The sequence below is a fragment of the Sphingobacterium sp. GQ94 genome (assembly GCF_059758715.1).
Map to the genome: position 1 here is coordinate 55560 of NZ_JCAXEC010000016.1, position 24976 is coordinate 80535.

General features: G+C 34.5%; 20 protein-coding genes. 12 read left to right on the top strand and 8 right to left on the bottom strand.

Annotation, left to right across the window (positions count from 1 at the left end):
- Window positions 1-225 precede the first annotated feature (225 nt).
- Complete coding sequence (locus AC6CHH_RS13700) at window positions 226-2604, bottom strand: endonuclease MutS2 (RefSeq protein ID WP_498283811.1); 2379 nt, start codon at window positions 2602-2604, stop codon at window positions 226-228.
- Window positions 2604-3323, bottom strand: coding sequence for a DUF4296 domain-containing protein (locus AC6CHH_RS13705; RefSeq protein WP_498283813.1), 720 nt, complete (start codon window positions 3321-3323; stop codon window positions 2604-2606). Before AC6CHH_RS13705 ends, AC6CHH_RS13700 begins: the two co-directional genes overlap by 1 nt.
- A gap of 75 nt (window positions 3324-3398) precedes the next feature.
- Between AC6CHH_RS13705 and AC6CHH_RS13710 the strand changes: the two genes are divergently transcribed.
- From AC6CHH_RS13710 to AC6CHH_RS13730, 5 genes are read left to right on the top strand one after another with little or no spacing between them, the layout of a single operon-like run.
- Window positions 3399-4085, top strand: coding sequence for a YggS family pyridoxal phosphate-dependent enzyme (locus AC6CHH_RS13710; RefSeq protein ID WP_498283815.1), 687 nt, complete (start codon window positions 3399-3401; stop codon window positions 4083-4085).
- A gap of 3 nt (window positions 4086-4088) precedes the next feature.
- Window positions 4089-4538, top strand: coding sequence for a GNAT family N-acetyltransferase (locus AC6CHH_RS13715; protein WP_498283817.1), 450 nt, complete (start codon window positions 4089-4091; stop codon window positions 4536-4538).
- The gene (locus AC6CHH_RS13720; RefSeq protein ID WP_498283819.1) at window positions 4519-5370 is read left to right on the top strand and encodes a DUF3298 and DUF4163 domain-containing protein; all 852 of its coding nucleotides are present in this window, start codon (window positions 4519-4521) and stop codon (window positions 5368-5370) included. Before AC6CHH_RS13715 ends, AC6CHH_RS13720 begins: the two co-directional genes overlap by 20 nt.
- A 5-nt stretch (window positions 5371-5375) precedes the next feature.
- Window positions 5376-6644: an aspartate kinase gene (locus AC6CHH_RS13725; protein WP_498283821.1), complete on the top strand. Its 1269-nt coding sequence runs from the start codon at window positions 5376-5378 to the stop codon at window positions 6642-6644.
- Window positions 6637-7824: a class I SAM-dependent methyltransferase gene (locus tag AC6CHH_RS13730; RefSeq protein ID WP_498283823.1), complete on the top strand. Its 1188-nt coding sequence runs from the start codon at window positions 6637-6639 to the stop codon at window positions 7822-7824. The genes AC6CHH_RS13725 and AC6CHH_RS13730 overlap by 8 nt, the downstream gene beginning before the upstream one ends.
- A gap of 97 nt (window positions 7825-7921) precedes the next feature.
- Here AC6CHH_RS13730 and AC6CHH_RS13735 read toward each other — a convergent pair whose 3' ends face one another.
- The 4 genes from AC6CHH_RS13735 to AC6CHH_RS13750 form a co-directional block, all read right to left on the bottom strand.
- Window positions 7922-8356 (bottom strand): cold-shock protein, encoded by a 435-nt coding sequence (locus AC6CHH_RS13735; protein ID WP_498283825.1) that lies wholly within the window; start codon window positions 8354-8356, stop codon window positions 7922-7924.
- A 464-nt stretch (window positions 8357-8820) separates the two neighbouring features.
- Window positions 8821-10197 carry an MBL fold metallo-hydrolase gene (locus tag AC6CHH_RS13740; protein ID WP_498283827.1) on the bottom strand — a complete coding sequence of 459 codons (1377 nt, stop codon included), beginning with the start codon at window positions 10195-10197 and terminating at the stop codon, window positions 8821-8823.
- 78 nt (window positions 10198-10275) lie between these two features.
- The gene (locus AC6CHH_RS13745; protein WP_498283829.1) at window positions 10276-10689 is read right to left on the bottom strand and encodes a DUF6691 family protein; all 414 of its coding nucleotides are present in this window, start codon (window positions 10687-10689) and stop codon (window positions 10276-10278) included.
- Window positions 10690-10691: 2 nt separating this feature from the next.
- Complete coding sequence (locus tag AC6CHH_RS13750) at window positions 10692-11240, bottom strand: YeeE/YedE family protein (RefSeq protein ID WP_498283831.1); 549 nt, start codon at window positions 11238-11240, stop codon at window positions 10692-10694.
- 352 nt (window positions 11241-11592) lie between these two features.
- Between AC6CHH_RS13750 and AC6CHH_RS13755 the strand changes: the two genes are divergently transcribed.
- Complete coding sequence (locus AC6CHH_RS13755) at window positions 11593-11907, top strand: DUF4342 domain-containing protein (protein WP_498283833.1); 315 nt, start codon at window positions 11593-11595, stop codon at window positions 11905-11907.
- A gap of 116 nt (window positions 11908-12023) precedes the next feature.
- On the opposite strand, the gene AC6CHH_RS13760 is transcribed toward AC6CHH_RS13755, so the two are convergent.
- Window positions 12024-12449, bottom strand: coding sequence for a Dabb family protein (locus AC6CHH_RS13760; protein WP_498283835.1), 426 nt, complete (start codon window positions 12447-12449; stop codon window positions 12024-12026).
- Window positions 12450-12991: 542 nt separating this feature from the next.
- On the opposite strand from AC6CHH_RS13760, the gene AC6CHH_RS13765 reads away from it, so the two are divergent.
- From AC6CHH_RS13765 to AC6CHH_RS13780, 4 genes are all read left to right on the top strand, one after another.
- Window positions 12992-18142, top strand: coding sequence for a translocation/assembly module TamB domain-containing protein (locus AC6CHH_RS13765; RefSeq protein ID WP_498283837.1), 5151 nt, complete (start codon window positions 12992-12994; stop codon window positions 18140-18142).
- A gap of 13 nt (window positions 18143-18155) precedes the next feature.
- Complete coding sequence (gene tamL, locus AC6CHH_RS13770) at window positions 18156-20429, top strand: translocation and assembly module lipoprotein TamL (RefSeq protein WP_498283839.1); 2274 nt, start codon at window positions 18156-18158, stop codon at window positions 20427-20429.
- Window positions 20430-20787: 358 nt separating this feature from the next.
- Window positions 20788-21735 (top strand): malate dehydrogenase, encoded by a 948-nt coding sequence (locus AC6CHH_RS13775; protein WP_498283841.1) that lies wholly within the window; start codon window positions 20788-20790, stop codon window positions 21733-21735.
- A gap of 27 nt (window positions 21736-21762) precedes the next feature.
- On the top strand, window positions 21763-22203 hold the full coding sequence (locus AC6CHH_RS13780) for an aspartyl protease family protein (RefSeq protein WP_498283843.1): 441 nt from the start codon (window positions 21763-21765) through the stop codon (window positions 22201-22203).
- On the opposite strand, the gene AC6CHH_RS13785 is transcribed toward AC6CHH_RS13780, so the two are convergent.
- A complete protein-coding gene (locus tag AC6CHH_RS13785; RefSeq protein ID WP_498283845.1) occupies window positions 22195-23424 on the bottom strand; it encodes an MFS transporter in 1230 nt (409 codons plus the stop codon). The two genes, AC6CHH_RS13780 and AC6CHH_RS13785, sit on opposite strands and share 9 nt — an antisense overlap.
- A gap of 215 nt (window positions 23425-23639) precedes the next feature.
- On the opposite strand from AC6CHH_RS13785, the gene fsa reads away from it, so the two are divergent.
- The gene (gene fsa / locus AC6CHH_RS13790; RefSeq protein WP_498283847.1) at window positions 23640-24299 is read left to right on the top strand and encodes a fructose-6-phosphate aldolase; all 660 of its coding nucleotides are present in this window, start codon (window positions 23640-23642) and stop codon (window positions 24297-24299) included.
- 90 nt (window positions 24300-24389) lie between these two features.
- Window positions 24390-24854 carry a Fur family transcriptional regulator gene (locus AC6CHH_RS13795; protein WP_498283849.1) on the top strand — a complete coding sequence of 155 codons (465 nt, stop codon included), beginning with the start codon at window positions 24390-24392 and terminating at the stop codon, window positions 24852-24854.
- Window positions 24855-24976: the final 122 nt, after the last annotated feature.

Here is a 24976-nt window from a genome sequence, read left to right on the forward strand (position 1 = left end):
ACTAAGTAAAATAGCTAAACCAAGAAGTTTTTATAAAATTTAGCGCTATATGTTTGAAATTATATCAACGAATTCATAAAATCATTGATATTTTAACAAATTTTAACATTATCAAAATTGTGGAAAAGTTTTTTTATTTGGGACAGCAATTGTCATCAATTTAAATTCAAAATAGCAATTCCCAATCAGGTCAGCATCAGGCAGGTTATCAACCAAACCTTTCGGTTAATCGAGATAAGCGTAGGTGATCCCATCTCCACCTCGATCAGCGTGTTCATCCTCAAAACGGGTAATCTGACTATATTTTCTCAGATAATCCCTAATAAATCTTCTTAGAATGCCGTCTCCCTTTCCATGTATAATCTTCAATGATGGGTAACCAATCATGACAGCGCGGTCCAGAACCGTTTCAAGCTTTTGCAGAGCATCTTCAGTTCGTAAACCCCGAACATCCACCTCAGGATGAAAATCCGCGATACTCTCAGACGCAATTGATTTAAACCTTTTTGTCGCCTTATTTTTTTCTTTCCCTCTTAGTTTTTCTACCTTGTTCTTTTTCACTACAGTTCGAAGATCTCCTAAAGCAAGTATTAGATTATTTTTAGCAACTTCTATAACTTGGGCTTCATTTCCTGTATCAATGATCCGTACCCAGTCACCAATTTCCAAAGATTCCGATTGATTTACAGGTAGCTGTACTTTCTTTTGATCAATTTTCTCTTTTTCTCTTAAACCCTCCGTTGCATTCTGTAAACCTGCCCGAAGATCTTTGGTTTTTTGTTTATCAGCGTGGCTAGCTTTTATTTCAGATATTGTATTCTCAACTAATCTGTTGGCTTTTTTTATTATCTCCCGCGCCTCTTCTTTAGCTAGCTTTAGAAGTTCCTTCTTATTTTCCTCTAGATAAGCTTTCAATTCATTCACCTCTTTCTGCTGAGATAAAAGTTCCTTCTCTCTAAGATTAATAGCTGTTTTGGTGTCATAGACTTGCTTTTTCTCTCTTTCCAAACCTACCAATAAAGTATCTACTTTCTTTTGTTGCACTCCAATCTTCTGTTTAGCTAATTGAAGAACGTCTTTAGGGAGTCCTATATTTTGCGCGATCTCAAACGCATATGAACTACCTGGTTTTCCGACTTGCAAAATATATTGAGGCTTCATTGCCTGATTATCAAAAAGCATCGACGCATTTTGGATGCCGTCGGCATGAGTGGCAAACAATTTTAAATTGGAATAATGGGTTGTAATTACTCCTCGAATCATTTTTTTATTTAAAACCTCTAAGACGGCTTCTGCAATTGGACCACCAAATTGAGGATCAGTTCCTGTTCCAAACTCGTCAATTAAGACCAAGGTTCTGGCATTCGAAAATTGGGTAAAATATTTCATTTTAGCTAAATGCGCACTATATGTACTCAAATCACTATCAATTGATTGATCATCCCCAATATCAGCAAATATTTGCTTAAATATACCTAGTTTAGAATGAGAGTCACAGGGAATTAATAATCCTGATTGGAACATAAGCTGTAATAGTCCTACCGTTTTCATGCAAACAGATTTCCCACCGGCGTTTGGACCCGAGACCAATAAAACTCGATCTATTTCATCAATTCGAAGATTTAAAGGTACAACAGAATGATCTCGTTGCTGAGCTGCACTCAACAGCAATAAAGGATGTCTTGCATTAACCAAAAAAATTTCACCTTGCTTTGAAAGCTCTGGCATGTTTGCCTCAATATCAATAGCGAATAAAGCCTTTGATCGAACATAATCTAATTTGGTAAGCAAACCATGATACGAAAAAAGCAAAGGTACATGAGGTCTCAATTCCGTTGTTAAGTTAACGAGTATTCGAATAACCTCTCTGTTTCTTTCAAATTCCAGATCTCTTATCCTATTATTGAGTTGAAAAACTTCTTCAGGTTCAATAAATGCAGTCTGTCCGGTAGCTGACTCATCATGAATCAACCCTTTAACTTTGCGTTTATTCTCAGCCAAAATCGGTATACAGAGGCGTCCTTCACGGATTGTAAGATTACCATCAGCAGTCCAACCACTTTGTTGGGCCCTTTTAAAAACCTCATCAAGTTTTTTGCGAGCTTCTTGTTCCGATTTTAAAATATTTTGACTCAGTGTCAATAATAATTTAGAAGCATTATCCTTCATTCGTCCACGATCATCCAGAACATTTTCAATGCTTCTGATGATATTTTTTTCTATTGGCAAATGCTCAAAAAGTAGTTCTAGACTTGGATATTGTAATTCCCTATCTTTAAAATACTTAATAACCGCATATACTGTCCTTAGTGACAAAAGAATCCTATAAAACTCTTCCTCAAACAAAAAAGATCCTTCAACTTTGGTCTTTTCAATTATAGATTTTAAGGGGTAAATGTGATCTATTGGAAGTGGTGAATCATGTTCCAAGAGTTTTTTAAACTCATTCGTCTGACGTAAAAAACGGTCAATTAATTCTGGCTTTATTTGTGGTTGAATCCTATCGACTAATTCTCTTGCTGGTTCACTTAAGCATTTCGCTTTTATAAGCTCCTTAATTTCTGTAAACCCTAATTTATCTACAGCGTTCTCTGGATATATCATTATTGTACTATCATTGGTCTATCCTTTGGTTTAAGAACTGGTTTCTTCCTCAATCTTGGTGGATTAACATGTTCTTTTACCGGTTGGATTGTGTCTGAATTATCAACTGTTGTGTCAACTTCTTTTGTTTGTTTTGTATTCTCAACTGGTTGCATTTTTATTTTCTGACTGCTGGTATCTAAATTAACAGGTATCTTTAAAATATTTCTATCCCACAAATGTTCGATGGGGCTATTACTATACATTCTTCTTGTATAATCGGCAATGGTTAATTTAGCCGAATCTGCTAATGCATTGATTATCATATCATTCATAGCTGAAATCTTAGATTTCATACGCATAACCCTATTTATGCTATCTTGTTGATGTGCATTTAACAACGAATCGGTAAAAATATACTGCTTCTCCTGTTTTTCTAAATTTTTTATTACCTGGTCATAAGTTTTGACAGTTAAATTAGGATCACCATAATAGTAATCTATATTTTCACCAAAGGAATTTGAATCCAAATTATATTTTAAAAAAAGTTCAGTATATAGCGGCTCAATCACCTTCTTTGCACTATCAGCTGGCAAGGAACTAATATATCCGTCAAGAATATGAACATCTGTCAATAAGTTTATTATTTCTTTTTCAGAGAGCAAACCTTCGGGAACTTGTCTCTTGCAAGAACTAAACATAAAAAACAACAGTGCTAAACCAAGTATTAATCGTTGCATTTTGTAAATTTGTACAAAAATACGGAAAAGCTTGCACATAGCTTTCCGAAAATTATTCAAAGCGTTTCTTTTATCATGAGCATCGGAACAAATATTACTGAATTAAAGAAAGAATTAGATCCTATTGGGGTCAACTTGATAGCAATTTCTAAAACTAAACCCATCCAGGATATTCTTGAAGCTTATCAAGCGGGTCAACGAGCATTTGGCGAAAATCAAGTTCAAGAATTGATTGGAAAATATGAAGAACTCCCAAAAGATATTGAATGGCACCTAGTCGGGCATTTACAGTCAAATAAGGTTAAGTTTATTGCGCCATTTATAAAAATGATTCATTCTGTCGATTCCCTTAAGATACTCATTGAAATTAATAAACAAGGCATCAAAAATGATAGGATAATTGATTGCCTGCTACAGGTATTCATTGCTGATGAGGACACCAAGTTTGGGTTAGATCATGCTGAACTCATCGAGTTACTTCGCGGTGAAGAATTCAGTCAATTAGCAAACATCCGTATCCGTGGTTTGATGGGGATTGCCAGCAATACACCGAACCAAAAGATAGTTCGTGAAGAATTCTATGAATTAAAAATGCTTTTTGATGGAATAAAAGCTACATATTTTAGAAAAGATGAACATTTTGACTCCCTCTCTATGGGGATGTCATCGGATTATAAACTTGCTATTGAGCAAGGCAGTAATATGATCCGTTTAGGAAGCACTATATTTGGTCAGAGAATCATTAAGCATCATAAAGCATAACCAATGAAACTTACAATACGCAAAGCTATTAAGGAAGATTGTCCTAGGTTATTAGCCTTGATTCAGGAATTAGCCTTATTTGAAAAAGCTCCCGACCAAGTCACGGTCTCCATGGAGGAATTTATAAGTTCCGGTTTTGGACAGAACCCAGTTTGGGGTGCATTTGTTGGAGAATACCAAGGTGAAATTGTTGGGATGTCTTTATACTATGTTAGATATTCAACTTGGAAAGGGAGAATTCTTTACTTAGAAGATCTTATCATTACACAGGCAATGCGCTCAAAAGGATTTGGTAAGCTATTATTAGACCACACCATCGATTATGCGAGACAAAATGGTTATAATGGAATGCTATGGCAAGTTTTGGATTGGAATGAACCCGCCATTGAATTTTACAAAAAATATAACACAAATTTTAACGGAAATTGGATAAATGTTAGTATTGAATTTTAAATTAAATTTATTTTCTTGGTTTTGCGGAGTCCTCAGCTCATTCATTTTATTATCTTGCCAAAGTGCACATAATAAAAATTCAATAACTAGCCCAGACTCACTCTCAAGTGCTCAAGATACCTTAAGTTATAAAACAACGTCCATTAAGGAAACAAGTCCTTATTTTACAGAAAATAATGGAGAAATAGACACAACATCTATTAAGGTAAGTTTTCCGGAATTTAAGGATAGCAGTATGAATAAGTTAATATTGCAAAATATTTTATTTGAAGGAGAGCAAGATTTAAAACAGTATACAAACAATTTTTTAGAAGGTTATGGGAATTTTGTTGAGGAGAATAACATTCATTATCCTATCGCCTGGAAAAAAGAAACTAAAATTAGTATAGACCTATATACGTCTAATTTAATTTGTATCAAAAATAGCACGTATGAATTTTCAGGAGGAGCACACGGAAATTCGTTCATAATTTGGAATATTTATGATTTAGAAAACTATAGAAAACTAGACTTATTAACGTTTGTTTCTGAGCACAAGAAAAAAGATTTTATTAAAATTGTAGAGAAATCCTTCCGCGAACAAGAAGGTATTTCAGACACTACAAATCTAGAAAAGGACTATTTTTTCGAAAATGGGATTTTTGCTTTGTCCGCAACTTTTGGATTAACTAAAGATGGTATTATGTTTCATTACAACCCATATGAAATAAAACCTTATGCACAGGGCACAACAACAATTATTATAAATTACGAGGATATTCAAGATTTTTTAACAAATACTGGTAAGAATTATATAAATAACATTAAAGAATATTACCATTCAATTTCATAGCATACATGCAGGTATTTAAATTTGGAGGCGCATCAGTTAAAAATGCTGAAAACATTAAAAATGTAGTTTCAATCATCAAAAAACATAAAGATTCCCCATTGTTAATCGTAGTATCCGCGATTGGAAAAACAACGGATAAACTTGTTAATATTACAAAAAGTTATGTGAATCAAACTGGGGAATATTTTGATTTATTGGAACAATTAAAAAATGAACATTTCATAATTCTAAATGAGCTTTTTTCGGATACAAGCCATCCAATCTTTGATGAAATTACGAATACTTTTGTTGAAATAGAATGGATATTGGAAGATGAACTACAAGATGATTTTGATTACTTATTCGATCAAATTGTGTCCATTGGTGAGCTGGTCTCCACTAAAATTATTGCTGCTTACGGACAGTACGCTGGGCTTTCCGTGCAATGGATAGATGCCAGAGATTATATCTTCACGGATAATAATTACACTGAAGCAAAAGTAGATTGGCAGGCAACAGAAGAAAAAGTTCGAAAAGAACTGCCAGAAATTCTTGATCGCTCGGTCATTGTTACTCAAGGATTTATCGGTTCGAGCTCAGAGAATTTCACCACCACCTTAGGAAGAGAAGGTTCGGATTATTCAGCAGCAATTTTTGCTGCAAGTTTAAATGCAGAAAATATTACGATATGGAAAGATGTTCCCGGAGTGTTAAATGCAGACCCTAAATGGTTCGATAAAACAGAGTTAATCCCTGAATTATCTTATACTGATGCAATAGAATTAACGTATTATGGTGCGACTGTAATTCACCCTAAGACCATTAAACCTTTACAGAATAAAAAAATAACATTAAACGTCCGGTCTTTTCTTAACCCAGATGAACCTGGAACCTTAATCAAAACGACCAACCAAACTTTGCCAGTCCCTTCATTTATATTTAAGGTAAATCAGGTATTTATTAACATTCTGCCTCGAGATTTTTCTTTTATTGTAGAAGATAATTTAAGTCATATCTTTGATTCGTTTCATAAGAACCGCATTAAAATTAATATGATGCATAACTCGGCGATCAGCTTTTCAGTTAGTGTTGATGATACAGGGGAAAATATAAGGACGTTACTTGAACAGCTTGAAAAGCGATATAAGGTTTCAATTGCTACAGGGTTAGAATTAATTACAATCCGTTATTATAACCAAGAGACTATTAATAGAGTATTAATTAACAAGGAGATTATTCAGGAATTAAGGGATAGTTACACTTGTCAAATGCTTGTGAAAAACAAAGATGAATAAAAACATTTTAGAAAAGGAAGTTCAAATTTTTATTAAGGATAATCGGGAGAAATCTCCTGGCGAAATTGCCTTGAAAAAAAGTCCTTTTCAAAATGTCAGTCCTTCTGAATTGGCCACCCAAATAGACGGTTGGCAAAGGTCTGTCCGTAAATTACCAACTTGGGCGTATAGTGAGGAAATATATTATCCTGATAAAATCAATCTCGAACAATGTTCCTCAGAACATACAGCAATAATAAAACAAACGCTGATTAGAAAAGGAACAAGGGTTATTGATATAACTGGTGGATTTGGGGTGGATAGCTGCTATTTAGCGCAACACGCACATGAAGTAATCCATTGTGAGATAAATCAGGACCTTTCTGATATTGTTGCTCACAATTCGCGTATTTTACAAGTCAATAACTTAAAGTGTTTTCAGGGCAATGGAATTACCCTTTTACAAAAGAGCCAAGATAATGCCTTTGATTATATATATGTTGACCCATCTAGAAGAATCGGTCAGGGTAGAGTATTTCTGTTAGAGGATTGTGAACCAAATATTGTTTATAATCAAGAATTATTTTTTTCAAAAAGTCAAACAATTATTAGTAAGCTTTCACCTTTATTGGATATTTCCACGGCACTTAAAAGTTTACAAAATGTACGTTGGGTATATGTTATTAGCTTAGATAATGAATGCAAAGAATTGGTGTTTATTCAAGATCGAGAATTTCATGGAGAAGCCACGATTCGCTCGATAAGATTATTCCAAGAGAAACTGCAAAGTTTCGAATTTACATACCAACAGGAGAAACAGTCGATCAGTGAATTTTCAATTCCTCAAAAATTCCTATATGATCCAGATGCAGCGATTATGAAAGCAGGTGCTTTTAAGAGCGTTGGTAACGCTTTTAATTTAAAAAAGCTACATCAACATTCTCATTTATACACTTCAGCAGAATTCATTTCTGACTTTCCGGGCAGAATATTTGAAATCATAAAAGTACTTCCCTACTCTATCTTAAAAAAGAATAACCTTTGGCCACAGGCAAATATTGCAACCCGTAACTTCCCACAAAAAGTTGAAGTTATTCGTAAAAAGCATAAATTTAAAGACGGAGGGGATACTTTTTTGTTTTTTACAACAGATATAAATAATCAGTTTATAATAATTGAGGGTTCCAGAGTAAAAAAATAAACAAAAAAAAAGGGATAAAAATCAATCATCCCCATTCTGTCAAATAAACCTTATATATTTATACAATATTAGAAAACCTAATAGTATACATTCAAAGTTAAACGTATACTTCAATTTCGGAAATCTGGGTTCCCTGTTTTGAACGTATAGCCTTATACTTAACTTTTTGATCAATTCTCAAGACTGTTCCTGCCAATTTATCATTGAAATAAACGGTTTCTCTGGTAACGTTGTCTCTAATAAAACCGTAATGTCCAGCATCATTGTAATAAGAAACCTTACCAAATTTAAACTCATCTTCTTCTACATCAGATGGTCTTAATAAATCTTCTTCTTTAAATTCATAACGACGTTCAGGGGGAGTATCAGAAATATTCCCGAACTCGTCTACATACGCAAACATTTCTTCCAATGCTTTGCCTTTATCGTTGCTGGACTTGTGAAGCTCTCTTCTTTCCAACTTTTCTTTTTTCTTCTGTTGTAGTTTTTTAGCTCTTTCTTTTTTCTTAAATGTTAATTGATTTCTTGCCATTAAAAGGGGGTAAATGTGAAAAATTTAGTGATACTCTTGTTTTTGATAATCCGAATACGCGAAGGAGTATAACTAGTGCGTAACAGATTTATAGCCTTTTGAAAGGAGTGATTGCAAATATACCACATTTTTTACACATTTAAAAGTATTATGAATGAAATCAAATTCTCGATGGCCCCAAAACCAATGTTCAAACACACTTATAAAAAATAGTTAAAGGCTTCACCTTTAAATCAAGGGATTATCTTGCAAAATCACTCCATTTACTTTACATTAAATTGACACTAATTTTACCGCAGCAGAAAGAAAACAACGCCTATAATGCTATTGCATGTGATTAAATTAAAAGTTGATAACGAATATGATTGATGGGAAAATCAAATCAAAAAATAATTTATGGAATCCAAATTTCCTTCAAAAAACAATGATCTATTTGAAGTCAATCTATAAGCTGATTTGAATTTTTATAATGTCTGTTTTTTTCGTTTTTTCCAATCTGCGTAACTACCAGAATAATTAAAGATGTTAGTAAAGCCATTTTTTTCTAAATATGAGGCAGCAATGGTGGAACGGTCTCCAGATTGGCATTGGATTATAAGTCTCTTATCCTTGAGATTTACAGGTAACTCTTTAGGCATCCTTCCTATAAAATAATGTAATGCTCCCGGAATGTGACCTGCATTAAACTCGGATTCCCCCCTTACATCCAACAAAACTGTATTGTGGGTATCCTTCCATTGTTCAACAGTATCTGCATCAACAATCTGACTTTTCACCAAGTTTTGTCCTTTCAAGTTTGTTATGAATCCCTTAATGTTATCCATACCAATCCGCATCAATTTCCGAGTAATTTCTTCTTGCTTTCCATCTTGGGTTATGATAACGAGATCTTCATCGTATTTAAGCATCCAACCTGCCCAGTTGGCTAAAGAATTGTTATTTTGAATATTTATAGAATTAAGCAGATGTCCACTAGCAAAATCTTCTTTATTCCGAGTGTCCAAAAGTGTAATTTTTTGCAGATTACCGATTTGACTAACTGGGATATCAGGGTGTTTAGGAACTTCGACAAGCAATGATCTATCTTGCTTATTAAGCTTTTTCATGGTTCCGAAATATAGTGGCGCTTCTGGTTGGTCATTTAACAAATATGCTTTGAAACCCTGAAAGTCATCCACAAATTGGAAAGCCCAGTTTCGTATTTTTTCATAACCTACCGTGCTGCTTGGAACAGAACCAAGAGCTTTTCCACAGGCTGACCCAGCACCATGGCCTGGCCATACTTGAACATAATCAGGCAAAGCTTGAAACTTTTTAAGAGAGTCAAACATCTGTTTAGCTCCAAGTTCTTTAGTACCGACTAAACCAGCCGCTTCTTCGAGTAAATCTGGACGCCCAATATCGCCAACAAACACAAAATCTCCTGTAAATACCATTACCGGCATATCGCTAGATGGATGATCATGAAGTAAAAAACTAATGCTTTCGGGTGTGTGCCCAGGCGTATGTATAACACGAAGAGATATATTTCCAACTTGAATAATATCATTTTCTAATAAGCCTATATGAGGAAATTCGTATTGCCATAAATCACCACCATGATTTGATAAATAAAGTTGAGCTCCAGTTAAGAATGCTAATTCCCGAGAACCGGATAAGAAATCTGCATGAATATGGGTTTCTGCGATATGAGTAATTCTCATATTATTCTTTTTTGCAATTTCTATATAGGTATCTACATCTCTTTTGGCATCAATTACAATTGCTTCATTATTTGCCTGGCAACCTATAATATAGCTTGCTTGTGCTAAAGTCTCATCATATACTTGTTGAAAAAACATAAATTATCTCTTGATTACTTTTTTAAAATATAATAAAATTAATCGATTCCAGACATCTTGCTTACCAGAATAGGGAGATTAATGTGGCAATTTATTCTTTAAAATACCATAAAAGTAAGTACCCAAAACGGCGAATATCGCTACAATCAACATCGGATACACTCCAGCACCAATTAGGACAAATATTGGGCCTGGACAACTCCCTACCAATGCCCAACCTAAACCAAAAAGAATTCCACCAATTAAATACCTTACAATTGATTTATTTTTGGGAGCAATAACAATAGGTTTTCCGTCAATATCTTTTTTGTTATTTCTTTTTATAATTTGAATGCCAAGAATGCCTATGAAAAGAGCCGTGCCCATAAATCCATACATATGAAATGATTGAAAGTTAAACATTTCATAGATACGAAACCAAGAAGCCGCCTCTGCTTTATACATGGCCATTCCAAATAATATGCCTAACAGGATATAAATTAATTTTTTCATTATTAAAATATTAAAGGAAAAAAAACATGAACCATCACTAATCCACCAATAAAGAAACCAATAACAGCAATTAAAGACGGCCATTGCAGGTTGCTTAAACCAGAAATAGCATGACCAGATGTGCAACCACCAGCATAACGTGTCCCGAATCCAATTAATAATCCTCCAATCGCCAATAACAAAATATTTTTCCAAGATAAATCAGAAAACAATTCATTAGGAACGTAAGCATTACCAGCACTTTTAAATCCTAATGTATGAAGTTGGTCTATTGTTTCTCCAGAGATGGCTGGCACTTGGTTATTTGAAAGGAAATGTGCCGATAAAAATCCTCCTATGACAGCTCCCAATAGAAATAACAAATTCCATTTTTGCGACCTCCAATCAAACTGAAAAAAACGACAACTTTCTCCTGCACCCAATGCAGAACAAATAGTTCTAAAATTAGAGGAAAATCCGAAGCTTTTTCCTAATACTATCAAGGCCAACATAATAAAGGAGACAATTGCTCCACCAATATACCATGGCCATGGTCCCATTATATAATCCATTAGAATATGTATAATTTATATTTTTTAAAATTAGAACAATTAAATGAAGAAGCAAAAAGATGCCGCTGTAGAGATTTATTTTTAATAATTCTGGTATTATATTTAGATATTGATTTACTTTAGAGTCTAGGATAAAACTTATCCCAAGTATAATTGTTTTGTATCTGTACATTAAGATTTTATTAATTTCTTAAAGCAGCTGAATATCAAAAGGTATTCACCGAAAGATTAAGGGCAATTACCGAAAATTATCCTGAATTAGCCTATTTCCTATGCGATTGTTTTGCACAAGATAGTACATTTGGATAAAGATATTTAATAAAAAAATTTTAAACTCATAAAACAAACAGATATGTCAATCAAAGAAACATTCACCGTTACCGGTGAGAATTTATTAAAGAGAATCAAAGAATTAATCAGTGAAGGAAATGTTACCAAAATTAGCATTTCAGACAAATCAGGTAAGGAAATTATGAATTTCCCGGTAACCTTAGGCGTAATCGGTGTTGTTTTGGCGCCGATATTTGCAGCCGTCGGTGCGATTGCAGCTTTACTGACAGAATGTAAAATTACAGTGGAACGTACCGTTAAACCTGAACAGGAAACACCAAGTGATTCCCCTGAGCAACAGGTTAAATCTGATGAGGGTAGCATTGAAGTACATTAACTACTAAAACTAAAAGAACCCCTGTTTAAATTAAACAAGGGTTCTTTTAGTTATGATAGTTTGAATTAGGATAAAAAATCAATTATAAAATACCCGATTACAGAAACTGTTACAGTTTAAAGTAAGACACTATCTTTAACCTCCACCTTGGTCCAATACTTACTGAATGACTCAGCAGCGGCTAAATGGTCTGGATGCTTCTCATAAGTATTAATATCTTCCATATTATCAAATTCAACCATAAGGAAGTAAGAAAATGAATTATCTACAACTGATCTTTGGGTTGTAGATGCTGGTTTTCCAATATTAATTTTCTTAGGTCCGGGCACTGTTCTTAAAATGTCAAAGAATTTTAAAAATTCTTTCTCTTCTTCCCCAGTTATACCTTCTTTCAGCCAGAAATATACTGAATGAATAATTAATCCTGTTTCCATATCCTGTTTTTTTTGATTGTTCGTTTCAACTGAATTTGCACAAGCATTCAGCAAAACCCCAGAGCTCCCACCAACTAAAATGCTGGCAATAAAATTTTTCCTTTTCATGAATTAAATTTAGATTGATAGAATATCTAAAGATAATAAATGTTGAGTGTTTTAAAAACATAATAATCCATTAAATGGTTCTTGTTGTTACCCACCTACTGCAATGCTGATGGGATAGCCATAGTGGATCATACACCTGCTGATAAAAATGACAGAATTAGATACAACACCTTTTAAACATCATTTTTCATTGAATATCGGAACAAATATTTTAAAAAATTAGTTTACTTAAAATAATTGCATTTGTTCTTTATATAATTTAACTTATTCCACAATAAAGAAACTTAACAAATTACCTTTTCAAACTCTATATTTGTATTGTATACACGAAAAGAGAATTCATATTTGAAATAAACAAATGCATTAAAATCGTGTTATAGGATATATCATAAATATTAAAACGAATATATATAACTTTGAATAGATTTGGTCGAATTGCTTTAAAAACTCTCTTATGGATAATTATATCCATCACAGCTCTAATCTTGTTACTTGTTCTGTTAATTCGGCTACCCGCAGTCCAAAACTACTTAGTAGGTAGAGTGACAAATTACTTAGAGAATAAAATTGGTACTCCGGTAAGTGTAGGAAATATTGAAATAAATTTTCCTAAAAAACTGGTATTAAAGAACGTTTATTTTGAGGACCAATCAAAAGACACACTTTTGGCTGGGGAAGAACTAATGGTTGACATTAATATGTTCAAGCTATTAAAAAATACTGTCGAAATAGAAGAACTTGAATTAAAAGGTATAACTGCAAAAATAAATCGTAACCTCCCGGACAGCAGTTTTAACTTTGATTACATTGTTACGGCATTCGCAACGGAAAAGGAAAGCACAGTAACTTCAGACAGTAGCTCCGCATTAATTTTTGATATTGACAAGGTTTTATTTGAACGTATCAAATTCGATTATAAAGACGAGGTAATAGGGACCTCTGCCTCCCTATATTTAAAACATTTTGACACGCGGGTCAAAAAGTTCGATTTAACAAAGAATATGGCGTTTGAGATGCCAGATATTAATTTAGATGGTCTTAACGCTACCATTAAACAATGGTCCGTTTTAAGTCCAGATGAAGAAATAAAAGCAGCCGATTTTGGTTTAAATGATCCCTCTATTGAGGCCACTACGTTATTACCGGACATACATTTTAGTACCTTAAATTTAAAAAATATTGTAATCCGGTATCAAAACGAGCCTTCCAGAATTACGACCAGGTTCGATCTAAAAAACGTGGCCGCCAATGTTGAAAAAATTGATTTGAATAATGAAATTGTTAAACTTAAGGAAGTCAAAATCAGCCATACCGATTCTGAAGTTTTCTTGGGCAAAATGGATGCAACGATTCAAGACAATCCTTCAAATGACTCATCCTCAGCAAATTGGAAAGTTTCGGTGGAAAAATTAGCCTTGGAAGAGTCTAATTTTTGGTTCAAAGATGATAATCAACCAAGAACCAAAGGGTTGGATTATTTTAACCTAAAAATGACTGATGTAGCTGGAGCTATGGATAATATCTATTATTCATCGGATTCAATTTCAGGTGAACTTAGCAATCTCGCCGTAAAGGACCATTCGGGGTTCGAGATAAATCAGCTTAAAGGAGATTTTGTTTACACAAATACAGGGGTGAAAATCTTTGATTTCCTCATTGAGACCCCAAATTCTCGCATAAAAGACGAAATAGAGGTCGCCTATTCATCTCTTGATGATTTATCGAACAACCCATCAAAGGTTTATATAAATGCGAATCTCGAAAAAAGTTATATTGACATGAGAGATATCGATTTCCTTCTGCCTGAACTAAAAAAGGAAGAAGTAATGAAACCTCTGATGAATAAGAAATTTTATATAGATGGAAATGCAACTGGTCAATTAAATGATTTGCATATTCCTAGATTAAATTTCCAAACATTAAACAACACACAGCTCATAGCTTCAGGTCATATCCAAGGTTTGCCAGATGTGCAAAACATAAATCTAGATCTTAAACTTAATAAATTAGTCACCAGCAGAACTGACTTAAATCAACTTATAGCACCTTCCCTCTTGCCAGACAGTATTCAATTTCCAAATAACATAAGCCTTTCTGGGTGGTTCAAAGGAGGAATGAAAGGGTTCGATACTGACCTTACCTTGAATACAGAACAAGGCAATGTATCTTTTAATGGAAATATACAATTGGCAGCAGATACAACTTATAGCGCGTTAGTATCTATTGATAACTTTAATTTAGGTAGGTTCTTAAAACAGGATTCACTTTATGGTCTGATAGCGGCACAGGGACAGGTTAACGGACGAGGCTTAGATCCCAAAACAATGACTGCTGATGCAACCGGGACTATCAATCGATTTGATGCCTTAGGGTATAAGTACAACAATATAAACTTTGATATTTCAGCTAGTTCTGGTAATATTCAAGGTACACTAAATTCACATGATCCAAACATCGATCTTGATGGTAGTTTTCATGTAAATATGGAGGCGAACCTACCTAAACTCACCGCTGAAATGCAAATCGATAGCATTAATTTTAAAAATCTAAATTTAATGGATCAAAGTCTCAGGTATCATGGTAAAATTACCGCTGATTTTGAAACTTTCGATTTAGATCATTTAAATGGAGCCTTAATCGTAAGCAATTCTTCAATTGCCTATGAGAATGAACATTATGTGCTTGATACGGTGTCCTTGGTTGCCCAGGCTGACAGCAATCAAAATATTCTCATCTTAAGTTCTGAATTCCTAAATGCGCATTTGACTGGTAATTATAAACTAACCGAATTAAGTACTTCAGTCACTGATATAATCCGTACATATTTTAATCCTTCTGACAATCAAGAGGTCCTGGTATATTCACCTCAAAACTTTGAGTTTTCTGCACGTCTTAACCGTTCAAAAATCATTCAGAATTTCTTACCAAATTTGCAAAGACTAGATGATGTGACATTAGATGGATCTTTTGATAGTGAATCCAGAACTCTAATAGCGAAATTGCTTGCCCCAAAAATCACCTACGATGGGACTGAAATTGAGAATGTTGGAATGGATATCGTCTCGGCCGATAGTACACTATATTACAATGCCTTGATCGGCCATATTATGGTCTCAGGTATTGAATTGACAAATACTGTTTTCAGTGGAAGTGTGTTGGAGAATAGACTTGATCTAGGTTTGTGGATTAAGGATAAACAAGACAAAGAACAGTACCATTTGGGAGCTAACATGTTTGTTGACCAAAACAACTATACATTTTCCTTAAAGGAAGATGGATTAATGCTTAATTATGAAAAATGGAATATAGATCCGTTAAATCAACTAATTTTTGGTAATGATGGAGTTCGAGTGAATCAATTCAGGCTCAGTAACGCCGGTCAACAATTAGATGTCCAATCTCAGGATTCTACCCTCAACTCCCCTATTAATCTGATATTCGATAATTTTCGAATTGAAACCTTGACTAAGATGTTGGAATCTGAAACACTTAATTTGGGAGGAGGGATTAACGGAACGGCAACGGTATCTAGATTAGAATCTTCACCCGTATTCGTTTCTGATTTAAATATTGAAAAATTCTTTTTTGGCAGAGATACAATTGGAAATTTATCACTACAAGTAAATAACATTAAAGAAAACACGTATTCAGCAGATGTTAGGATAACCGAGAATGGAAATAATGTTAAGCTTGCCGGTGACATCTATTCGCCCGAACAAGGGGAGGCAAGTATTGATGCCACCTTGGAACTGAATCCAATGACCATCAAAACTATTGAAGCATTTAGTATGGGCAATTTACAAGGTTCTCAAGGCAACATGTCAGGTATCCTAAAGATTACAGGAACCTTGGCTGCGCCAAGGATTAATGGTGATTTAACATTTAATGATGCTGTTTTAAATGCATCATTATTGAATTCAGACATGTTAATTGATGGACAAAAAGTATATTTTAATGATCAGGGGATTTCTTTTAGGCAGTTGAATATCCGTGACTCCAAAAACAATTTAGCAAAACTCAATGGAACCATTAAAACAAAAACTTATACTGACTTTGATTTTAATCTGAAATTATCAACATCAAATTTCGAGGTTATGAATTCTACCAGGGAGAATAATGATTTATTTTTTGGTCAGATGTACTTAACCTCTACCTTGAGTATAACCGGAGATTTAGATAAACCTAAAATCGACGGTAACGTAAAAGCAAATGAAAATACTGATTTTAAATTTATTGTTCCAAATGATAATCCAGGAGTTGCGCAAAGAGATGGCGTCGTTAAGTTTGTAGATCGTAGTGATACAAGCATTACCAATGTATTCGCTCAATTAGATTCCCTAACCAATGTGTCCAGCAAATTATCAGGCTATGACATTGCTTTAAATTTAAGTTCGGACAGAGAAGCCAAATTTAAAATCATTCTTGATGAAGGGACACAAGATGCATTAAATATACAAGGGGTCGCTGAGATTGCTACAAGTATTGATGCTAACGACAGGATTACCATGTCAGGTACATTTACCGTCGAAGATGGAGATTACACATTTTCATTGGGTCCTATTTCTAAAGATTTTAGATTTCAAAAGGGCAGTACTATTACTTGGAATGGAGATCCTTTTCAGGCTAGATTAGGAATCACAGCTGTTTATCAGGGCAAATTTGCAACTTTAGAGTTAGTTCAGAATCAAATTGGGGCAGAGAGTCAAAACCTATACAAACAACGTGTACCATTTAATGTTTTATTGAAATTAACAGGAGAACTATTTAAGCCTGAGATTAATTTTGACATAGATTTAGATGAAAAAAATGCCATCGTTTCGCAAGATGTTGTCAGTAAGGTAAATATTGCCTTATCCAATATTAGAGAAGACCCTGCTGAATTAAACAAACAAGTTTTCTCGTTAATTGCTTTAGGGAGGTTCATGTCAGCCAATCCTTTTGAATCTCTGTCAGGAGGGGGTACTGAATCGATGGTTCGGAGCACTGTCAGTTCATTCTTAACCGGTCAATTGAACAATTTAGCCTCGGATCTTATAAAAGGTGTAGAACTAGATTTTAACTTAAACTCAGAGGAAGACTATCTAACCGGCAATGCGCAAACAAGAACTGATTTGAATGTTGGAATTTCCAAGATGTTATTCGATGACCGACTTAAAATCACAATTGGTTCTAACTTTGAGGTTGAAGGGAATTCCCGACCCGGTGAAAATGCAACGAATATTGCAGGTGATATTTCTCTAGATTATCAACTTTCAGAAGATGGACGATATTTTGCTAGAGTTTATCGTAAAAATCAATACCAAGCGACACTTCAAGGTCAATTTGTTGAAACCGGTATCGGTTTTATAATTAACATGAGTTATGATCGCTTTAAGGAACTGTTCATGAATTCTAAGGCATTACAACAATATTATAACACAGAAAGTGATGGATTCAGACGAAGGTTTGATGTAGAACGTATGGAAATTGACTCAATTTACCGCGATAGCGTTAGATTGATCATTCGAGATAGTTTGATGAGAGTTGATCCGGAATTCAGAAAACGAATTGAAGAAAGACAAAAAAAAGAGCAATTGAATAAGCAAGACTCACTAGACACCCAGGGCCCAATAGATAGTTCAAATACTTTAATTGATCCTAATAAATTTGCTATTAAGGAAGAACACGAGGAAGGAGGACAAATTGAAAACTAAAATAATCCTCCCTGTGGTACTAAGCTTAATCTTCATGTACAGCTGCAACCCAACCAAATATGTGGCTGACAATGAAAAATTATACAAGGAGGGGCAAGTAGTCATACATCATGATTCTATCACTCCAGAACGAAAAGACCAATTCGAGAGTTTTCTACAAAAATCGCTATTGCCTAAACCAAATGCTAAGTTTTTAGGAATGTACTTTAAACTCGGATTGTGGAATTTTGGAAAGGGTCCTGATAGTACGAATAATATTGTTCGAAAATGGCTTAAAAAAAATGGACAAGAGCCGGTATTATTAAGCGATGTGAATAGAGAATATAATGAGAATCTATTGAGGAATAAGATGGAGAATCTAGGTTTTTTCACTGCACAGGTCACTTCCGACACACTTATTGATGGAAAATATGCAGTAATACGATACGATGCGTTCCCGGGAAAGATTTATCGTATTAATGAAGTAAAACTAGAAATAGATAGCAATACACGGCTTGGAAAAAGTATTGCCTCAGTCAATGATAAAACCTTATTAAAACCAGGTAGCAATTATAATTTGGATGTTATCCTAAATGAACGTGACCGAATTGATAATCATTTAAAACACAATGGTTATTATTATTTTAATCCTGATAATCTTTTAATTGAAGTTGATAGCACCATTGGGAACAATAAAGTTGATATGTTTTTAACGCTTAAACCGGAGACTCCTCAATTAGCCAGAGAGCCTCAGCTAATCGGTAATGTCTATATTTTTTCGGATTATCAAGAAACCTCAAATAATCGTAGGCGCATACCTAGAGGTACTAAAAAGTTCGATGATAAGTTTTACATCATCGATCCTCATAATAAATACAGAAATAAAGTCTTAGCGAATCATTTCTTTATGGCACCAGGAATGACCTATAACCGATGGGATCACAATCAGACTATTAATCATTTGGTTAATTTAAATGCTTTTAAGTTTGTTAAAAATGACTTTGTATCAAACCCCGATTCAAGCAATCATTTAGACGTCTATTATTACCTCACGCCAATGCAAAGAAAATCTCTGAGATTGGAATTAATTGGAAAAACTGCGGCAGTATATAATGGCACTGAGATCAATGCGAACTGGACTCTACGTAACGCATTTAAAGGATTTGAAACCCTTACCCTGTCTGTTTTCGGGGGATATGAAACCCAAACTGGCGGCAATGTTAACTTGAATTCTAGTTATATCCGATATGGAACAGAACTATCCATCACATGGCCGAGGCTATTATCTCCATACAAATGGGCTCCCGCGAGGCAGTACATTCCTAAAACGTTTTTCAAAGCTGGATATGAATTTTTGAATAGAAGGACTGCCTATACATTGAATTCAATGACCCTTAATTATGGTTACGCCTGGAAGGAAAATGCGCAAAAGGATCATAATTTAACCTTGGCTGAGATTATCTATGTACAACCTCGTGGAATTTCAGATGAATATAGAGCGCAAATGGACACTGTTCCTACTCTGCGACATATTGTAGATCCTCAGTTCTCAATTGGACCAAATTATGTTTACACTTTCACAAATACGATGGAAGATAAAAAAAACACCTTCTATGCAAAAGCAGGTTTAAATACTTCTGGAAACATTTTGGGACTAATCCAAGGTGCGGATTATAATGCTGGAAAAATTAAACATATTTTTGGCACCCCCTATTCCCAATTTATTAAAGCTGAGGTTGATCTTAGATATTATCTGAAATTCAGTGCGAGCTCCACTTTGGCATCAAGAATCATGGTAGGAACCAGTTATTCTTATGGAAATTCCAGATCATTGCCTTACTTAAAACAATATTATACTGGAGGTCCAAATGGTTTGAGATCATTTCGTGCTCGTGCGGTTGGACCAGGATCTGCCTTACCTGAAAACATCGGAAAAGATAATTTCTTTGCGGACCAAACAGGAGATTTTAAGTTGGAATTAAACACAGAATACCGCGCAAAAATAGCCGGGATGTTACATTGGGCGGCATTTATTGACGCGGGCAATATCTGGTTACAAAACGAAGATCTAAACAAACCAGGAGGAAAATTAAGTAAAGAATTTTTACGAGAATTGGCCGTGGGTGGTGGTTTAGGATTAAGATTAGACCTTGATTTTCTCATTATAAGGACAGACTTTGCAATTCCTTTTCGGGTTCCTTATAGACCTAAAAACGACCGTTGGGTATTTAAATATATAGACATCAGAAATAAAGACTGGAGAGCGGATAATTTAGTTTTTAATTTGGCCATCGGATATCCGTTCTAAGAAAATTTAATTGATTACTATTTTACAACGTCGGCTTGTTGGGTTGGTTTTGGCGAGATTAGCTGGTAACCTTTGAGGTAAGGAATATAATCGGGGTTGTGACATGTGACAACTAAAGTGAATGTTTTGACGACCACCTATGCATCACAAAGAAACCGTATGATCACCCTTGTATGTCATGATATGCGCATCATACGTAATGCCTCCCATATGAATTGTTCATATTATCAAAAAAAAGATAATTATTTCAATTTTTGGTCAAAATGACCGAAATGGCTAGGAAATCATTCTGAGTTTAACACCCAAAAGACAAATTTTTTTCATAAATTTAAGAAGTTTACATTAAAACCTTATCCTTATGAAAATAACCGTTGTTGGCGCAGGTGCTGTAGGAGCTACTACTGCAGATAATTTGGTAAGACGTAATATTGCTGAAGAAATCATTTTATTAGACATTAAAGAGGGTTTCGCTGAAGGTAAAGCACAAGACATGATGCAAACTTCGGCCTTGTTAGGCTTTGATTCAAAAATAAAAGGCGTGACCAACGATTATTTAGCTACAGCAGATTCCGCAGTTGCTGTGATTACTTCAGGGCTTCCAAGAAAGCCGGGGATGACCAGAGAGGAATTGATAGGAACTAATGCTAATATCGTTAAAAACGTAGTGGATAATTTGATTAAATACTCTCCGGATATTATTATCATTATCGTATCAAATCCGATGGACACGATGACCTATTTAGCTTTAAAATCAAGTGGATTACCAAAAAACAGAATAATTGGTATGGGCGGAGCCTTGGACTCTGCAAGGTTTAAATATCAACTTTCGGACAAACTGAATGCCTCTGCAAATGATTTAAACGCACTAGTTATTGGTGGCCATGGTGATACTACTATGATTCCATTAATAAATCATGCGACTTGGAATAGTGTTCCTGTTACTGATTTTCTAGATCAAAGTCAGCAGGACGACATTGTTAAAAAAACTATGGTTGGAGGCGCTACACTTACAGCATTAATAGGTACTTCTGCTTGGTATGCTCCTGGTGCTGCCGCTGCTGCTATGGTTGAAAGCATCGTTCGAGACCAGAATAAATTATTTTCTGCCTCAGTTTATTTAGAAGGCGAGTATGGGCAAAGTGATATTAATATTGGCGTTCCTGTAATCATTAATAAAAAAGGTTGGGATAAAATAGTACCAATGAATCTATCTTCAGTTGAGAAACAACTTTTTGAAGATAGTGCTCAGGCAGTTCGAAAAATGAATGAAGTACTTTTTCAAGAAAGCATTCTAAAAAAATTATAGTATACGATCAACATCTTTGATAATTACATGCAGAAAATACCCTTTGAAGTCATTAGCCTACAAGCTGATGGCTTTCATATTGTAACTGAAGTTGAAATTTTTGACAAAAAATTTAATTTAGTAATAGACTCAGGGGCTTCCAAAACAGTTCTAGATAAGGACACCCTATTACATTCTGGGTTATCAGAAGACACCTTCCAATCCACAGACATACTTTCTACCGGTCTGGGAACAAACTCAATGGAAAGCTTTATGTTAAATATTCCAGAATTCACGTTGAAAAATTGGTCAATTAAAAATTTAACGGTTGCCATACTTGATTTAAGTGCCATCAATCATGCATACTCTCAGCTCGGTTTGAAACCGATAATTGGTGTACTTGGTGGCGATATCCTAAATCAATATGGTGCGATCATAAATTACAAGACAAATACCCTGACTTTAAATCAAAATAAACGATCAAAGTAAATTAATTCTAAATAATCTGCGTTGAATATGTTTTCTTAAATAGATATAAAAACCCAAAGCGATCAGAATACCAAAACTGCCCATTATGTACAAGGTGTTTTTTATTCCAACGATATCAGCAATTCCACCAATTAGCAAACTTCCTATTGGGAAAATTCCCTGAAAAGCCATAACATAATAGGAAATGGTTCTAGCGCGGTAAGCAGGAATTGCATGGGTCTGAATGTAGGTATTGATAGAAGAGTTCTGCATCATCATGGAAAAAGATACTGCAATCGTAAAAAATAAAGCAGATGGCAAATAATGGGCATACGCTAATAATATCAATGCAATCCCCATAGATAACGCAGCAAACATAACTCTATACCTTAAATTTTCTCCAGATTTCATTCTAGCCATATTTATGGCTCCAATCATCGCCCCCAACCCGGCTGCACTCTCAAACCATGAAAATGTCTTTTCATCTCCATGAAATAGTTCTCTAGCCACCGCTGGTAACAAGGAGGTATAGGGAATGACCATAAGGCTTGAAAAAGATAAGACGATAATTAAGGAAGTAATATGTGGGGAACGTCGCAAATAATTAAATCCTTCTATCAATCCGGTTATGGCGCTCTGGTTGGAAATTAAAATGGTACTCTCCTTCACTTTCATTAATGCCAAGCAGATAATAACAGGAATAAAGCTTAGAAAATTTACTAAAAAACAAATGAACTCACCGTAGTTTGACAACAAGATTCCCCCTATTGCCGGTCCAATCATACGAGCAGCATTAAATATAGATGAATTTAAAGCGATTGCATTAGGCAAATCTTTTCGATCATCCACTAATGCAACTAACAGGGACTGCCTTCCAAGAACGTCAAACGCGTTTACAACACCTTGTAAAAATCCCAATATGGATAGATAAAGAACTGTTTCCAACCTTAAGTACACTAATAATACCAATAGACCGGCTTGGATCATGAGTCCAATTTGGGTGATAAAAACCAGTTTATATTTTTTATGTCTGTCCACAAAAGCACCAATAAATGGTGATAGAACTAAAGAAGGTAATAAGGAGATAAAAGATACAAAACCTAACCAGAAGACAGAATCAGTCAGCTTATACACCAACCAACTGATAGCAATTCGTTGCATCCAGGTTCCTAGAAGAGATAGCGATTGACCAATTACGTGAAGCCTATAATTAGGGTAAGAAAGTGATCTAAAAATTTGCATGAATAGTATTATAATCTACGTGTCTATACTAAAATACAGAGTCGAATGCCTCGATTTAGTAAAACTACACAAATGAATTTGAAACAAAAAACAAGTACCTAGTCGTCTAAAAAAGAAAACAAGTATTTTGTTGTAGAATATAATTACCTTTGCCTTGTCAACTCAAAAGTAGAGTTGATTTTAAGCAAAATCTTTTTAAATCAACATTTTATATCATGAAATTTTTTATCGACACCGCTAACTTAGAGCAAATTAAAGAGGCACAAGACCTTGGTGTATTAGACGGGGTTACAACAAACCCTAGCTTAATGGCCAAAGAGGGTATTTCTGGAGAAGTAAACGTTATCAATCATTATAAAGCTATATGCCAGATAGTTGAAGGAGACGTTAGCGCAGAAGTTATTTCGACAGATTTTGAGGGAATGATCAAAGAAGGTGAGGTTCTAGCTGCTTTAGATAGCAAGATTGTTGTGAAGGTGCCGATGATTAAAGATGGAATTAAGGCCATTAAATATTTTAGTAAAAAAGGGATCAAAACGAATTGTACATTAGTATTTTCAGCGGGTCAAGCCTTATTAGCTGCTAAAGCTGGAGCTACTTATGTGTCTCCTTTTATAGGTCGTTTGGACGATATATCCGTAGATGGACTAGCTTTGATAGAAGAAATTCGTGAAATATACGATAATTATGGTTTCCAAACACAGATTTTAGCAGCCTCGGTTCGTCATAGCGCACATATTTTAGGCTGTGCAAAGATAGGTGCTGACGTAATGACTGGACCATTATCTGCAATATTAGCCCTATTGAAACATCCATTAACAGATAGTGGATTGGCACAATTTTTAGCCGACCATGCAAAGGCTGCGAGTAAATAATACAAGGTAAATTTTCCTTAAAAACAGAAGCCTCCTTAATCGATTTTAAGGAGGTTTTTTTATCCTTTAAATTTTCGTAAATTTAACCTTATGAAAGCAGCTAATAGCATCGAAGAGGGTCAAAGTAATCATATGGAATTCGGTCAAATTCTAAAGACAAATCGCCTAAAAATTACCCAACCAAGACTTCGAGTTTTAGATATTATTTCAAATAAAAGAACAGCAATTTCTCAACCCGAATTAGAGAAGATTTTAGGTTCAGAAATCGACCGTGTTACGCTTTATAGAATCTTGGCAAGCTTCGAAGAAAAAGGCATATTACATAAAGTTTTTGATTTAAATGGGACGGCTACTTATGCCTTCTGTTCAATTAAATGTTCACCGGAACATCACCATGACCAACACGTGCATTTTATTTGTTCTTTGTGCAACTCGGTCTTTTGTCTGGATGAAATTACTATTCCAAAAATTACGCTTCCAGTAAATTTTTCTTTGCATTCAATTGCCATAAATGCTGTTGGACTTTGCAACCTTTGTAAAGAAAAGAAGCAGTAAAAATTCCTCAATTTTATATATATTGCACAGTAAATTCAATTTATAACTGAATTTACTCATTCCTCCTTTTGCCCTAAATATCGAATGCTAAACAACACTATTTCTAAAGACTAAAATTTAGC

Excerpts from the sequence above, each read along its gene's own strand:
- AC6CHH_RS13720 (WP_498283819.1), top strand. The coding sequence starts at position 4,519 with ATGTTAGTATTGAATTTTAAATTAAATTTATTTTCTTGGTTTTGCGGA.
- AC6CHH_RS13740 (WP_498283827.1), bottom strand. The coding sequence starts at position 10,197 with ATGTTTTTTCAACAAGTATATGATGAGACTTTAGCACAAGCAAGCTAT.
- AC6CHH_RS13745 (WP_498283829.1), bottom strand. The coding sequence starts at position 10,689 with ATGAAAAAATTAATTTATATCCTGTTAGGCATATTATTTGGAATGGCC.
- AC6CHH_RS13725 (WP_498283821.1), top strand. The coding sequence starts at position 5,376 with ATGCAGGTATTTAAATTTGGAGGCGCATCAGTTAAAAATGCTGAAAAC.
- AC6CHH_RS13705 (WP_498283813.1), bottom strand. The coding sequence starts at position 3,323 with ATGCAACGATTAATACTTGGTTTAGCACTGTTGTTTTTTATGTTTAGT.
- AC6CHH_RS13710 (WP_498283815.1), top strand. The coding sequence starts at position 3,399 with ATGAGCATCGGAACAAATATTACTGAATTAAAGAAAGAATTAGATCCT.
- AC6CHH_RS13760 (WP_498283835.1), bottom strand. The coding sequence starts at position 12,449 with ATGAAAAGGAAAAATTTTATTGCCAGCATTTTAGTTGGTGGGAGCTCT.
- AC6CHH_RS13715 (WP_498283817.1), top strand. The coding sequence starts at position 4,089 with ATGAAACTTACAATACGCAAAGCTATTAAGGAAGATTGTCCTAGGTTA.
- AC6CHH_RS13775 (WP_498283841.1), top strand. The coding sequence starts at position 20,788 with ATGAAAATAACCGTTGTTGGCGCAGGTGCTGTAGGAGCTACTACTGCA.
- AC6CHH_RS13735 (WP_498283825.1), bottom strand. The coding sequence starts at position 8,356 with ATGGCAAGAAATCAATTAACATTTAAGAAAAAAGAAAGAGCTAAAAAA.
- AC6CHH_RS13750 (WP_498283831.1), bottom strand. The coding sequence starts at position 11,240 with ATGGATTATATAATGGGACCATGGCCATGGTATATTGGTGGAGCAATT.
- AC6CHH_RS13730 (WP_498283823.1), top strand. The coding sequence starts at position 6,637 with ATGAATAAAAACATTTTAGAAAAGGAAGTTCAAATTTTTATTAAGGAT.
- AC6CHH_RS13700 (WP_498283811.1), bottom strand. The coding sequence starts at position 2,604 with ATGATATATCCAGAGAACGCTGTAGATAAATTAGGGTTTACAGAAATT.
- AC6CHH_RS13785 (WP_498283845.1), bottom strand. The coding sequence starts at position 23,424 with ATGCAAATTTTTAGATCACTTTCTTACCCTAATTATAGGCTTCACGTA.
- fsa (WP_498283847.1), top strand. The coding sequence starts at position 23,640 with ATGAAATTTTTTATCGACACCGCTAACTTAGAGCAAATTAAAGAGGCA.
- AC6CHH_RS13780 (WP_498283843.1), top strand. The coding sequence starts at position 21,763 with ATGCAGAAAATACCCTTTGAAGTCATTAGCCTACAAGCTGATGGCTTT.
- AC6CHH_RS13755 (WP_498283833.1), top strand. The coding sequence starts at position 11,593 with ATGTCAATCAAAGAAACATTCACCGTTACCGGTGAGAATTTATTAAAG.
- AC6CHH_RS13795 (WP_498283849.1), top strand. The coding sequence starts at position 24,390 with ATGAAAGCAGCTAATAGCATCGAAGAGGGTCAAAGTAATCATATGGAA.